A 12,661-nucleotide genomic window follows, 5' to 3' on the forward strand; every position below is an offset into this window, starting at 1 on the left:
TGGTTCTGCGGGATCTGGAACTAGCACGAACATCCGGGTTGGGTGGACAGGCCCGCCGGCACGATCACCACGCGTGATCGCCATCGGCGGTGGGGCTCATCCCGTTGACCCGGTGGTGTCGAAACATTCGAGGCAGTCTCCGTAAATTTCGAGTGAAAGTAGCGAACCGCCGCTGGACACGTCAAGGACATCTGCCGAGTGGTTGTGCTACGCAGGGTAGTGAACAGGTGGCGGTGAATCGCCGATCGGGTGTGATCGGTGCCGCCGCTGGGTATCAGCCCGGCATGGCCGCCACCGCGAACCCCACCGCAGCCACCCGCCGACGCGAACCCGCCGCGCTGCTGGTTCTGGTGCTACTGGCGGTGGCCGTCTCCGCGATCCGACCGCACGACTACGCCACCTGGGTGTTGGAGGTGGCGCCGATCCTGGTGGCGATCCCCCTGCTGGTGGTGACCTTCGCGCGGCACCGGTTGACCCCGATCGCCTACCGGGTGATGGCCGGCGCCGCACTGCTGATGAGCGTCGGCGCCCACTACACCTACGCCGAGGTGCCGTTCGGGGACTGGATGCGCGACTGGTTCGGCTTCGCCCGCAACCACTACGACCGGATCGGCCACGTGGCCCAGGGGCTGGTGGCCGCGGTCATCACCCGGGAGCTGCTGGTGCGGCGCACGCCGCTGCGCCCCGGCGGGTGGCTGGCCGTGGTGGTGACCGCGATGTGCCTGGGCATCAGCGCGACCTTCGAACTGGTCGAAGTGGTGGCCGGGCTGATCGGCGGCGGCGTGGGCGACGCCTACCTGGGCACCCAGGGTGACCCGGTGGACGCCCAGTGGGACATGGCCATGGCGCTGCTGGGTGCGCTGCTCGCCCAACTGCTGCTGGGCCGGGCGCACAACCGCCAGCTGGGGTGGACCGGCGCGGCTGCCCCCGCCCACCCCGCGCCCGCGACGCCGGCCCCGCCGCCGCTCAGCCGCGCGCGGCGGCCGGCCGCGTGACCAGCTGGTTGGCGTTGCGCAGCACCTCCGGGGCGGTGAACTCGGCCGGGTCGACCCGGGCGGTGGTGCGCACCGCGAAGGTCACCGACTCCCCCGGCAGCAACGTGACCAGCATGTCGTCCACGGTCGCGTTGGCGCTGACCCGGTCGGCCAGCAGCGCCAGGTCCCGGACCAGCGCGCCGGCCGTGACGTGCACCCGGTAGCCGTCGGGTGCGGCGACCGCGCTGACCGCGAGGTCCGGGACGGGCAGCGCCAGGTCGGTGTCGGGCGCGAAGAACCACAGCGCCCGGTCTACCCCCTCGGCGGTGCCGTCGGCCACCAGCAGTTCGGTGCTGGCCGTGCCGGGCGTGGCCAGGTGGGGCGGGACCGGCGCGGTGTGGCTGGCACGCGCCGGCACGGACACGGCCACCTCGGCCGCGGCGAGCACCGCGCCGGTGAACGAGCGCCGGGTGAGCTGGAGCGTGTCGGTGAGCGGCTGGTCGGTGTCGTTGACCACGACCACGGCCAGCCCGGCGGCGCGCGGCTGGATGGTGACCAGCCGGTCGGCGTAGCCGCGGCGCAGCGCGTACCAGGCGGGCTTGCGCCGGGCGTCCCCGTCGACCACGGCCCAGGAGACCACCGGCCAGCAGTCGTTGAGCTGCCACCAGATGGTGCCAGCGCACCGGGGCTGCCAGGACCGGAAGTGGGTGATGCCGAGGCTGACCGCGCGGGCCTGGTTGAGCTGGGTGGCCCAGAACCAGTCGTCGGTGCCGGCCGGCTCGGGGAAGTGCCCGGCCAGGCCGCGGGCCAGCTTGCCCATGCCGTCGGCGGCCTTCTGGTGCACCAGCAGCCCCGGGCTGTCCGGGGTGAGCGGCTTGTCGGACACGGCCCTGGTCAGCGTGGACCAGGTGGGCGGGCCCTGGAAGCCGAACTCGGCCACGAACCGGGGCACGTAGTCGCGGTAGGCGGTGTAGTCGCGCTCGTTCCACACGTCCCACACGTGCACGCAGCCGTGGTCGGGGTCGTTGGGGTGGATGTCGGCGGACAGCGACCAGGGGCTGCTGGGCAGGTAGGGCCGGGTCGGGTCGAGTTCGGCGACGAGGCCGGGCAGCACGTCCAGGTAGTAGCCCAGCCCCCAACTGGCCTCGCCGAGCCGCTCCGGCCAGCCCCAGTCGTGCCAGCCCCAGATGTTCTCGTTGCTGCCGTTCCACAGCACCAGGCTGGGGTGCGGGGCCAGCCGGGTGACGGCCTCCCGGGCCTCGGCGACCACCTCCCCGCGCAGCGGCTCCTCCTCGGGGTAGGCGGCGCAGGCGAACAGGAAGTCCTGCCAGGTCAACAGGCCCAGCTGGTCGCAGAGCCGGTAGAAGTCCTCGCTCTCGTAGATGCCGCCGCCCCACACCCGCAGCAGGTTCGCGCCGGCGTCCTTGGCCTGGGCCAGTCGACTGGCGTAGCGGTCGTGGTCGACGCGGTGCGGGAAGCAGTCGTCGGGGATCCAGTTGACGCCGCGCACGAACACCGGCCTGCCGTTGATGACGAACCGGAACGGGGTGCCGTGCTCGTCGGGGGTGGTGTCCAGGACCACCGTGCGGAACCCGGTCTGACCGTCCCAGCTGTCCACTGTGGACCCTTCGGCGGTGAGGTCGACGCGCACCGGGTACAGCGGCTGGTCGCCGTACCCGGTGGGCCACCACAGCGCGGGGTCGGGCACGCTCACCTCGACCACGGCCGTGTCCGCGCCCGGCGCCAGTTCCGCGCTCGCGGTGTGCTCCCCCACGGTCGCGCGCACCAGCAGCGGTCGGTCCGCGCCGGCGGCGGTCCGCTCGACCGTGACGTGCACGGCCACCCGTCCCCGTCCGTCGGACACGGTGGCCAGCGGCCGGACCTCGGCCAGCCGGGCGGTGGACCAGGCGTGCAGCCAGATCGGCCGCCAGATGCCGGCGGTGACCAGTTCCGGCCCCCAGTCCCAGCCGAAGTTGCAGGCCATCTTGCGGACGAAGTTGAACGGGAACCGGTTGGTGTGCGGCCGGGCGCCGAGCTGGTCGCGCAGCTGTTCGGCGTGGGTGAGCGCGGAGGTGAAGCGCACGGCGAGGTCGTTGCCGCCGGCGCGCAGCACGTCGGTGACGTCGAACCGGTACGACCGGTGCATGTTGCGGGTCCGGCCGAGTTCCACGCCGTTGAGGTCGACGCGGGCGACGGTGTCCAGTCCGGCGCAGACCAGGTCCACCCGCTCGTGCCCGCCCGGTCGCCAGTCCACTGTGGTCTGGTAGTGCCAGTCGGTGCGGCCGATCCAGGCCAGTGCGGCCTCGTTGTCGTCCAGGTAGGGGTCGGGGATGAGGCCGGCGGCCAGCAGGTCGGTGTGCACGCAGCCGGGCACGCTCGCCGGCACCACGGCGTCGGCGACCGGTGCGGGGATCTCCACGGCGGTGGACGTGTCGGCCACGCGCAGGGTCCAGCCCTGGTGCAGATGTGTCTTCACGGTGCTCCTTGGACGTGGGTGGGCGCTGGCGGGTCAGGACTTGACCGCGCCGGCGGTCAGCCCCTGGACCAGGGCCCGTTGCAGCAGCAGGAAACCGAGCAGCACGGGCACGCTGACCACCAGGGAGGCGGCCATCACCTGGTTCCAGTACACATTGGACTGGGTGGCGTAGGCGCGCAGGCCGACCGCGAGGGTGCGGGTCTCGCTGGTGGTCAGCACGGACGCGAACAGCACCTCGGTCCAGGCGGTCATGAAGCTGTACACGGCGACCGCGGCCACTCCGGGCAGCGCGGCCGGCAGCAGCACCCGGAACAGCGCGCCAAGCGGTCCGGTGCCGTCCACCAGCGCGGCCTCGTCCAGCTCGCGCGGGATGGCGTCGAAGTAGCCGGCCAGCAGCCAGATCGAGAACGGCAGGGCGAAGGTGAGGTAGGTGATGACCATGCCGACGCGGCTGCCGAACAGCTCCAGCCCGAAGCCGCGGTCCAGGTTGACGAAGATCAGGAACAGCGGCAGCAGGAACAGGATTCCGGGGAACATCTGGGTGGCCAGCGCCGAGGTGAGGAACGTGCCCCGGCCGCGGAAGCGGAACCGGCTGACCGCGTAGGCGGCCAGGATCGCGATGACCATGGAGCACACCATGGCGCCCAGCGCGATCACCGCGCTGTTGACGAAGTAGCGGGCCAGCGGCACGGTCCGCCACATGTCCACGAACGGCTGCAGGGTGATGGTGGAGGGGACGGCGGTGAACGGCCCCTGCACGTCCCGCAGCGGCTTGACCGAGGAGCTGACCATCACGTACAGCGGCACCAGGGTGAACACGGCCAGGGCGGTGATCACCGCCCGCCTGATCCAGCGGGCCCAGCCCGACTCAGCCATTGTCGCGCCTCCGGTTCACCACGGCCAGGTAGCCGACCGTCACCACCAGCAGGAACAGCAGCATCAGCACGGACATGGCCGAGCCGAGGCCGAAGTTCCAGGTGACGAACGAGGACTGGTAGATGTGCAGTGAGATCAGGCCGGCCTCGGCCGGGGCGGCCTGGCCGAACAGCAGGTAGGGCGTGTTGAAGTCGTTGAAGCTCCACAGGAACAGCACCAGCAGCAGCACGGTGTTGACCGGCCGCAGCATCGGCAGGGTGATCGAGAACAGCCGCCGCCACGGACCGGCACCGTCCACATTGGCCGCTTCGTACAGTTCGGTGGGGATGCTCTGCAGGCCGGCGGTGATGGTCAGGAACGCGAACGGCCAGGTGCGCCAGACCGCGACCACCACCAGGCTGACGAAGCTGTTCTGGCCGACCAGCCAGAACGGGCGTTCGTCGGTGAGGCCGAGCCAGTCGACCAGCACGGTGTTCACCAGGCCGGTGTCCCGCTGCAGCATGAACATCCAGGTGATCACCGAGGAGAACATCGGCAGCGCGAAGGGCACCAGGAACAGCGTGCGCAGCACGGCCCGGCCGCGGAAGGGCCGGTGCAGCGCCACGGCCGCGGCCAGGCCGAGCAGGAACTCGCCGAGCACGGCCAGCACGCTGAACAGCACGGTGACGCCGAACGAGCGCAGCAGGCCGGCGGCCACGCTGGAGTCCAGGGTGGCCACCGAGACGTAGTTGTCCAGCCCGACGAACGGGGCGTTGACCCAGTCGCGGATGGAGAACTGGTTGAGCCGCAGCGTGCTCATGAACACCCCGACCAGCATCGGGACGATGTGCACGGCCAGTTCGGCGACCAGGGCCGGCGCCAGGATCAGGTACGGCAGTGCCCGCGCCGACCAGCGCCGCCGGGCAGGCCGGGGCCCCACGTCCGCGGCCGTGCTCATCCGGCGCTCTTCATCTGCTCGTTGGCGGTGGCGAGCTTGTCGTGGATGGTGGCGTCGTCCACCGGCTGCCCGCTGGCCGCCCGGGCGAGCAGGTCCTTGAGGGCCGCGCCGATCAGCGTCTCGAACTGGGCTTCCTGCGGGATCATCGGCAGGGGTTCGGCGGTGTCGGCCAGCACCGAGCGGAACGTCTCGATGGTGGGCGTCTGGAACGCCGGGTCGGTGTAGGCGTCGGGCACCACGGGCAGCGTGCCGAACGCGTGGTTGAGGATCTTCTGCTCCTCGGGGCTGGTCAGGAACTCCACGAACGTCATTGCGCCCCCGGGGTTGTCGCTGTTGGCGAACACCCCGAGGTTGACGCCGGCGACGTGGCTGTTCACCCGCTTGCCGCCGGCGGGAAGCGGGTCGGTCATGGGGATGGGCACCACGCCGTAGTCGGCCTCGGGCATGCCGATGGTGCGCAGGTTGGCCACGGCGTTGTTCTGGATCATCACCATGGCGGTCTTGCCGGCGGCGAAGTCGGAGAGGATCTGCACGTCGTTGAGGTATTCGGCGTTGCTGGGGTTGACCACCTCGTGGGTGGCCAGCAGGTCCACGTACTGGCGCACCGCCGCGACCATCTGCGGTGAGTCGAACCGGGGCGTGTCGCCGTCGAACAGTTCGGCGCCGTGCTGGCGGCCCAGCAGGTAGGCGAAGTGCGCGTTCTCGGTGTAGCTGGAGCCGAGGATGCCCAGGCCCCACCGCTGCTGGTCCGGTTTGGTCAGTGCGGTGGCCACGGTCACCAGCTCGTCCCATGTGGACGGTGGCGCGGTGATGCCGGCCTCGGCGAAGAGCTTCTTGTTGTAGAACAGGCCGTAGGACAGCCCGTAGACCGGCACCGAGGCGGGTGGCTGGCCGACCGCGCCGGTGGAGGCGAGGCTGCTGGCCAGGAAGCGGTCCCGGCCGCCGACCTTGGCCAGGGTGGCGTCGTCGAAGGCGGTGAACGCGCCGGTGGCCTGCAGCGAGGCCGACCAGGTGTTGCCGATGTTGACCACGTCCGGCCCCTCGCCGCTGGAGGTGGCCGCCAGGATCCGGTTGAGCAGGTCGGACCAGGGGATGACCTCCACCTCGACCGTGATCCCGGTCCGCTGCCGGAACTTGTCCAGTTCGGGCTGGAGGATCTGCTTGTCCTGCTCCTGGCTGGCCGCCTGGTTGCTGGCCCAGTAGGTCAGGGTGGTGGTCTGGTCCGCGCCGCCACCCGACCCGCAACCGGCCAGCCCCAGGGACAGGCCCAGTCCAGCCACGAGCGCCGCTACACCCTTCCTCGATCGCACAGTCGCTCCTTTGAGACTTGGGTGGGCTCAGAGGAGACGCAGGGACGCAATTCGGGTCACCCCTGAGAAGTACGTCACAGCGATAGAAGCAATTAACCGGTTAAGTGTCAAGGAAGCGCGGACCGGGCCCCGGCCGCCACGGGACGCGCGAGGCCGCCGTGGCAGGCTGCGCACCAACCTGATCCGACACGGGAACGCGGGGTGGACAGCGTGCAGCGGTGGAGTCGACAGCAGATCTCGGCCGCGGTCAGCGACCTGGGGTGGCGGTACGTCCTGGGTGCGCTGTGCACGTCGGTCCGGACCGCCTCCCTGGCCCAGGCCGCCGAGCTGGCCGGTCACCTGACCCGGGCCCTCGGCCAGGACGCCGAGGGCCGCCTGCGGCTGGACCTGCGCCCGGACCGGGTGCTGCTCACGGTGCCGCCACCGACCGCCGAGGGCCCGACACCCGACGAGGTGGATCTCGCCAGGCGGATCGCCGCGCTCGCGGCCGACCGGGGAACACGGCTCGACCCCGGGGTCGGCACCGACACCCGGGCCGTCCAACTCGTCGAGATCGCGGTGGACGCCCTGGACATCGCCCGCATCCGGCCGTTCTGGAAAGCGGTGCTCGGTTACGTCGACGAGGCCGGCGCGTCCGGGCCGGAGGACCCGCTCATCGATCCGCTCGGTCAGCACCCGGCGGTCTGGTTCCAGCAGATGACCGAGCCGCGCCCGCAGCGCAACCGGATTCACCTGGACGTGTCCGTCCCGCACGACGAGGCCGAGCAGCGCGTCGCGGCGGCACTGGCCGCCGGTGGGACGCTGCGCTCCGCCGACCGCGCGCCCGCCTTCTGGGTGCTCGCCGACGCCGAGGGCAACGAGGTCTGCGTGACCACCTGGCAGGGCCGCGACTGAGCGCGGCCCGCGGATGCCCTCGGCAGCGGCTCCAGGAGCGGGGCCCGCGACCGGCAGGTCGCCCCGAACGTGACCCTGCCGCCGGCAGGTCGCGGAACGGGTTTCGGCTGCGATCAACTAAAGTGTCGCCGTGCTTTCCGGCAAAGCCGATGAAGTGATCCACTCGGACCACCGGCGCTCGCCGGAAGCGGAGGGGAGCGGGTCATGGCTCTGGCGATACCGGCTTCGACCTGGGCGCGACGCACGTTCGGCGCGGCCGCGGACGACCTCGGGCAGGCGGTTCCCGCCGCCCTCGACCGCGCGCACCAGCTCGCCCGTGCCGCCCACGACATCGCGGCGATGACGAACCTGCGCACCTACGGCACCACGCTGTGGGCCAAGCAGTACGACGAACTGTTCGCGGCGATCAGCGCGCTGGGTGAGGCGCGCATGGCCCAGTTGCAGGGCTACGCGCTGGTGGTGTTCGGCCGCCACGCCTTCTTCCCGCTGCGCTACACCGACCGGGTCGACGTCCCGGTGACCCGGGCCCGGCTGCCGCAGCCGGTGTCCCCGCAGCGCGCCCAGCTCTACGGGGCGCACGCGCCGTCGGTCGCCGACCCGCAGCCGCCGCTGCCCGGCTGGGACGACCCGGTCCCCGCGGACCGGCCGCGCCCGCTGCCCGAACTCGGCGCGGACATCCAGCTCATCACCATCGCCTACGCGTGCAACCCGGAGGCCGGGCTGCTGCGGGTGGAGTGGGGCGAGGCCGACCACGTCGGTGACGGCGCGCTGCGCTGGGGCCACCACGAACCGCTGCCGCTGCCCAGCGCCGAGCCGGAGCTGGCGCGCCGGCTGCGCGTGGTGGGTGCGGCCGAGCGGACCGCCCGGTTCGGCCACGGCCACCAGCCGGACATCGGCCTCGACGTGCGCGCCGCACACCTGCGCGAACTGGGTGTTCCCCCGGACACCGAGCACACCCCCGACCAACCGACCACACAGGACAATGGACGACAGCACTGACCAACCCCGCCTGCGCCTGCTGCGGGCGGCGGCGCCCGCCCCGGCCGGCGTGGCGAGCGCGTTCGACCCGGCCCGGCTGACCCAGGCCCGCCACCTGGCCGGGATGACCAAGAAGGACATCGCCGAGGGGCTGGGGGTGACGCCGGCCGCGGTGGGCCAGTACGAGGCCGGGGTCACCCGGCCGCGGCCGGAGGTGCTGCCGCGCCTGGCCGAACTGCTCGACGTGCCACTGGCCTTCTTCGCGGCCGGCCGCCCGCACGCCAAGCTGGACGTGTCCGTCACCCACTTCCGCAGCCTGCGCTCGACCCGCGCCTACCAGCGGGACCGGGCGGTCGCCTTCGCCTCGCAGGTCTGGGAACTCACCCACGCACTGGAGAAGCGGGTCCAGATGCCCCCGGTGGACCTGCCCGGGTTCGCCGGCGGCGAGGTGCTGCCCACCGACGAGGTGCCGGCCGACCCGGCGGGTGCGGCGCGCGCGGTGCGCCGGCGCTGGGGTCTGGCCGACGGGCCCGTGGCGCACCTGGTGCGGCTGTTGGAGTCCCGCGGCATCGTGGTGACCATGCTGCCGCTGGACAGCGCCGAGGCCGCGCGCATCGACGCGTTCTCCACCTCCCGGCTGCCCCGGCCGCTGATCGTGCTCACCCCGGACCGCGCCGACGACGTCCACCGGCACCGGTTCACCGCCGCGCACGAACTGGGCCACCTGGTGCTGCACGGCGACACCGCGCCCGGGGACGTGCAGCACGAGCGGGAGGCGGACACCTTCGCCGCGGAGTTCCTCACGCCCAGGGCCAGCATCGCCCCGCACCTGCCGGCCAGGGCCGACTTCACCGCGCTGGCCCGGTTGCGCGACACCTGGGGCGTGTCGATCAAGTCGCTGCTCTACCGGTGCCGTGAGCTGGGCCTGCTGTCCGGGTCCTCGGCCAGCCGCGCCTACCAGCGGCTCAACGTGCTGCGCGGCCAGGGCGTGTTCGCCGACGAGCCGGTCACCGGTTTCCCCGGCGAGCAGCCCGTGCTGCTCACCCGGGCGTTCGAGCTGGCCGCCCAGCACGGGCTGACCGTGGACAACCTGGCCGCGGAGCTGTGCTGGCACCCCCGGCGGGTGCGCGAGCTGCTCAACCTCCCGGACACCCGGCCACCGCTGCGCCTGGTCCCCTGACCCGCGCGGCGCGCGGGGTGGGGCTCCCGGCAGCCGCGATCAGCGGCCGGTGGCCGGTGAGGGTGCCGCCGAACAGGACCAGGCGGCCGCCGACGTGGTCGAGGTCCTGGCGGCGCGGCGGCTCGTCGGAGCGCAGCCGCTCGCGGAAGGCGGCGAGCACGCGTGGCCACCCGGTCGGCGCGGGCGCGGATCCACTGTCGGTGATCACCGCGCCGCCCGGGGGTTCGACAGGCTCCGGCAGTCGGGTGATGGCCGCGGCCTGCACACAGGGCAGACCCGCACGGCCGGTGGTTTCCCGGATCCCCTTGGTCGACGGCGATGACGAGCCGGCAGTCCCCGATCGCCTGGTGGGTGCCGCCCGGGGGCGTTGCGCTGGTCGTGGGGGAAGGCGCGGCACAGGCCGTCGTCCCTCGGGTCGGTCCACCACGCCACGTTCATCGGCACGGCTACCGTCCCGCGCGGGGGATCTCGACCTGGCTGAGGTGGACGTGGTTCCTGGCCCCGTCGTGGCGAACCACCGGCGAGATCCACCTGGACGAACCGGCCCATGTGGACCACCAGGTCCTGGTCTGCCGGCAGGTCAGTGCGTCCGCGTTGGGCGATGCGCGGTCCGGTGGGGTGTCCGCCGGTATCGCGAGGAACCGGGGGCGAGTCATGGGTGAACACCAGTCGGCCTGGCGGAAGTCCAGCTACCGCAACGGCAGTGCCGGTAGCTGCGTTGAGTTGGCGCATCGACCAGGCGTGGTTCCCCTGCGGGACAGCAAGAATCCGGGCGGGACGGCACTGGCCTTCCCCGGCGCGAGCTGGCCGGCTTTCTCACCGCGGCCAAGGGCGGGCGGTGTTGACGCGGGTCGCGCCGGCATGGCCGGGCGATCTGGTTGACCGGGGCGGGCCAGCCGGCGGCGACTGGGGGACTGTCACCCGTTTGGGCCTGCGTGAAGTGTCAACTCGGGGGGTTTGCAAAGCCAACTCGCGGGTGGGGGTGTTACCTCCGGTGAACGCGGGGGTCGGCTCTTTGTTACGTCGGCGTCCGCTACGCCGAACGGCCGCTTGTGCGCTGTGTCATCGTTCTGTTGCTCTTTGTTTGCCCCGCAACCGGGGCACTGAGTGAAAAGAGGAACAACGATGGCGGAAACCCTGCACCGCCTGCGGCGGATGGTCGGCGCGCTCGTCGTCGCCGTCCTGCTGCCCCTGATGGGCGCGAGCGTGGCCATGGCCGACGGGCAGATCGTCGGCGGCACCCGGGCCAGCATCAGCACCTACCCCTGGACGGTCTACCTGGCGACCACCAGCGGCTTCCAGTACTGCGGCGGCACCCTGGTCGCCCCCAACAAGGTCGTCACCGCGGCCCACTGCACCGAGGGCGACAGCCCGTCCGCGGTGCGCGTGGTGGCCGGCCGCGAGGACAAGCAGAGCAGCGCCGGCGTGGTCGCGAACGTGACCAAGATCTGGATCCACCCGAACTACGTGGACGCCACGATCGGCTCGGACGTGTCCGTGCTGACCCTGGACCGCAACCTGTCCTACGCCACCCTGCCGATCGCCACCTCGGCCGACAGCGCCCTGTACGCGGCCGGCACCTCGGCCAGGATCCTGGGCTGGGGCACCACGTCCTCGGGCGGCTCGGCCTCGCGGTACCTGCTCACCGCGACCGTCCCGCTCACCAGCAACGCCACCTGCTCGTCCGCCTACGACGAGTACAGCAGCACCGCCATGGTGTGCGCCGGCTACACCCAGGGCGGCACCGACACCTGCCAGGGCGACTCCGGTGGCCCGCTGGTGGCCGGCGGCAAGCTGATCGGCATCACCTCCTGGGGCAACGGCTGCGCGCTGGCCGGCTACCCGGGCGTCTACACCCGGGTGTCCACCTACAGCTCGCTGATCACCCAGCAGATCAACTCCTGATCGCGCGGCTGACCCGGTAGCACGACCAGCACGACCCGGCCGCGGTGGCTCCCCCACCGCGGCCGGTGGCTTGTCCGGACCAGCGGGTCAGCCCCGCGGCACCGCCCGGGGTGCCGCGCTCACGCCCGCGCCGGCTCGGGCGCGGTGAGCACGCGGTGCGCCAGCAGGGTGCCGCCGGCCATGGCGCCGGGCATCACCACCAGCGCGGCGAACGGCACCAGGCACAGCAGGTAGGCCGGCAGGGCGAAGCCCAGGGTCAGCGCGCGCCGCCGGCGCAGCGCCCGCCGCCGGTCGGCCAGGGCCAGGCCGCGCCGGGCGAACGGGATGGCGGTCAGCTCCAGCCCGAGCAGCCAGGCGTTGACGCACACCCCGAGCACCGGCACCACGGTCTGTCCGGCGACCGGGATGAACCCGGCGGCGAACAGCACGATCCCCACCAGCGCGGCCACCACGACCAGGGTGATGCCGTCGCGCAGCCCGATCCACCAGCCGCGCCACCAGGACAGCGACTCGGCCTCGGCCACCCCGCCCAGCTCGTCCTCCACCCGCTCGGCGATGGCCTCGTAGAACGGCCCGCCCACGGCCAGCGCCAGTGCCGCGAACGCCAGCACCGCCAGCGCGGTGGCGCCCAGCACCAGCGACACCCCGGCGGCCAGCCGGACGGTGGCGCGGGTGACCTCGTTCCAGTCGTCGGCGAACGGCGTCGCCCAGGTCACCAGGTCGTCGGCCCACACCGCCAGCGCCACCAGCCCGCCGAGCAGCAGTACGGCGGTGAGCAGGGCGGGCAGTGCGCCGAGCAGCACCAGTCGGGGCGACCGGAACACCAGTCCCAGACCGCGGAAGAACGTGCCCACACCCTGGGCGAAATCGCGCGCTGCAGTGATCACAGGGCCGAAGGATAGAGAAACCCGGGTCAACGCCGGGTCAACCCGGCTTTACCGATGACAAGCCCCGGCACGGGGGCACCAGCGAGTTCCCCCGCGGCCAGGCGGGTGGTCCCTGGTCCGACGGGGCTGCCCGCGCCACCACCACCGGCTGGTCGTCGAGGCCGCCACCACACCCGGGCCGGAACCGCCGCTGCGCGTGAGATGCTCGCGGTACCGGCCACAGTGGAGTCCGGGCAGGTCGCCA

General features: G+C 72.4%; 11 protein-coding genes. 6 read left to right on the plus strand and 5 right to left on the minus strand.

The annotated features are described in order from the left end of the window. Window positions 1–284 precede the first annotated feature (284 nt). Window positions 285–995 (plus strand): DUF2238 domain-containing protein, encoded by a 711-nt coding sequence (locus tag LX83_RS31960; protein ID WP_253778181.1) that lies wholly within the window; start codon window positions 285–287, stop codon window positions 993–995. Here the strand turns inward: LX83_RS31960 and LX83_RS31965 are convergent. The 4 genes from LX83_RS31965 to LX83_RS31980 are packed head-to-tail and all read right to left on the minus strand — an operon-like array spanning window position 967 to window position 6,543. Further along, window positions 967–3,450 carry a glycoside hydrolase family 2 protein gene (locus LX83_RS31965; RefSeq protein ID WP_253778182.1) on the minus strand — a complete coding sequence of 828 codons (2,484 nt, stop codon included), beginning with the start codon at window positions 3,448–3,450 and terminating at the stop codon, window positions 967–969. The two genes, LX83_RS31960 and LX83_RS31965, sit on opposite strands and share 29 nt — an antisense overlap. A gap of 33 nt (window positions 3,451–3,483) precedes the next feature. Beyond that, window positions 3,484–4,326, minus strand: a complete 843-nt coding sequence (locus LX83_RS31970) for a carbohydrate ABC transporter permease (RefSeq protein ID WP_253778183.1) — start codon at window positions 4,324–4,326, stop codon at window positions 3,484–3,486. Further along, window positions 4,319–5,263, minus strand: coding sequence for a carbohydrate ABC transporter permease (locus LX83_RS31975; protein ID WP_253778184.1), 945 nt, complete (start codon window positions 5,261–5,263; stop codon window positions 4,319–4,321). The genes LX83_RS31970 and LX83_RS31975 overlap by 8 nt, the downstream gene beginning before the upstream one ends. Further along, window positions 5,260–6,543, minus strand: a complete 1,284-nt coding sequence (locus LX83_RS31980; protein WP_253778185.1) for an ABC transporter substrate-binding protein — start codon at window positions 6,541–6,543, stop codon at window positions 5,260–5,262. The genes LX83_RS31975 and LX83_RS31980 overlap by 4 nt, the downstream gene beginning before the upstream one ends. Window positions 6,544–6,774: 231 nt before the next feature. Here LX83_RS31980 and LX83_RS31985 point away from each other — a divergent pair, with 231 nt between their 5' ends. From LX83_RS31985 to LX83_RS32005, 5 genes are all read left to right on the plus strand, one after another. Beyond that, window positions 6,775–7,467: a VOC family protein gene (locus LX83_RS31985; protein WP_253778186.1), complete on the plus strand. Its 693-nt coding sequence runs from the start codon at window positions 6,775–6,777 to the stop codon at window positions 7,465–7,467. A 204-nt stretch (window positions 7,468–7,671) separates the two neighbouring features. Then, window positions 7,672–8,466 carry a hypothetical protein gene (locus LX83_RS31990; RefSeq protein WP_253778187.1) on the plus strand — a complete coding sequence of 265 codons (795 nt, stop codon included), beginning with the start codon at window positions 7,672–7,674 and terminating at the stop codon, window positions 8,464–8,466. Further along, window positions 8,450–9,625 carry an ImmA/IrrE family metallo-endopeptidase gene (locus LX83_RS31995; protein WP_253778188.1) on the plus strand — a complete coding sequence of 392 codons (1,176 nt, stop codon included), beginning with the start codon at window positions 8,450–8,452 and terminating at the stop codon, window positions 9,623–9,625. The genes LX83_RS31990 and LX83_RS31995 overlap by 17 nt, the downstream gene beginning before the upstream one ends. Window positions 9,626–10,279: 654 nt before the next feature. Continuing rightward, window positions 10,280–10,507: a DUF397 domain-containing protein gene (locus LX83_RS32000; RefSeq protein ID WP_253778189.1), complete on the plus strand. Its 228-nt coding sequence runs from the start codon at window positions 10,280–10,282 to the stop codon at window positions 10,505–10,507. A gap of 243 nt (window positions 10,508–10,750) precedes the next feature. Continuing rightward, window positions 10,751–11,530, plus strand: a complete 780-nt coding sequence (locus LX83_RS32005; protein WP_253778190.1) for a S1 family peptidase — start codon at window positions 10,751–10,753, stop codon at window positions 11,528–11,530. 119 nt (window positions 11,531–11,649) lie between these two features. Here LX83_RS32005 and LX83_RS32010 read toward each other — a convergent pair whose 3' ends face one another. Next, on the minus strand, window positions 11,650–12,417 hold the full coding sequence (locus tag LX83_RS32010; RefSeq protein ID WP_253778191.1) for an EI24 domain-containing protein: 768 nt from the start codon (window positions 12,415–12,417) through the stop codon (window positions 11,650–11,652). Window positions 12,418–12,661 lie beyond the last annotated feature (244 nt).

The sequence above is a fragment of the Goodfellowiella coeruleoviolacea genome, assembly GCF_024171785.1.
Taxonomy (GTDB): Bacteria; Actinomycetota; Actinomycetes; order Mycobacteriales; family Pseudonocardiaceae; genus Goodfellowiella; species Goodfellowiella coeruleoviolacea.

Excerpts from the sequence above, each read along its gene's own strand:
- LX83_RS31960 (WP_253778181.1), top strand. The coding sequence starts at position 285 with ATGGCCGCCACCGCGAACCCCACCGCAGCCACCCGCCGACGCGAACCC.
- LX83_RS31970 (WP_253778183.1), bottom strand. The coding sequence starts at position 4,326 with ATGGCTGAGTCGGGCTGGGCCCGCTGGATCAGGCGGGCGGTGATCACC.
- LX83_RS31975 (WP_253778184.1), bottom strand. The coding sequence starts at position 5,263 with ATGAGCACGGCCGCGGACGTGGGGCCCCGGCCTGCCCGGCGGCGCTGG.
- LX83_RS31990 (WP_253778187.1), top strand. The coding sequence starts at position 7,672 with ATGGCTCTGGCGATACCGGCTTCGACCTGGGCGCGACGCACGTTCGGC.
- LX83_RS31995 (WP_253778188.1), top strand. The coding sequence starts at position 8,450 with ATGGACGACAGCACTGACCAACCCCGCCTGCGCCTGCTGCGGGCGGCG.
- LX83_RS32000 (WP_253778189.1), top strand. The coding sequence starts at position 10,280 with ATGGGTGAACACCAGTCGGCCTGGCGGAAGTCCAGCTACCGCAACGGC.
- LX83_RS32005 (WP_253778190.1), top strand. The coding sequence starts at position 10,751 with ATGGCGGAAACCCTGCACCGCCTGCGGCGGATGGTCGGCGCGCTCGTC.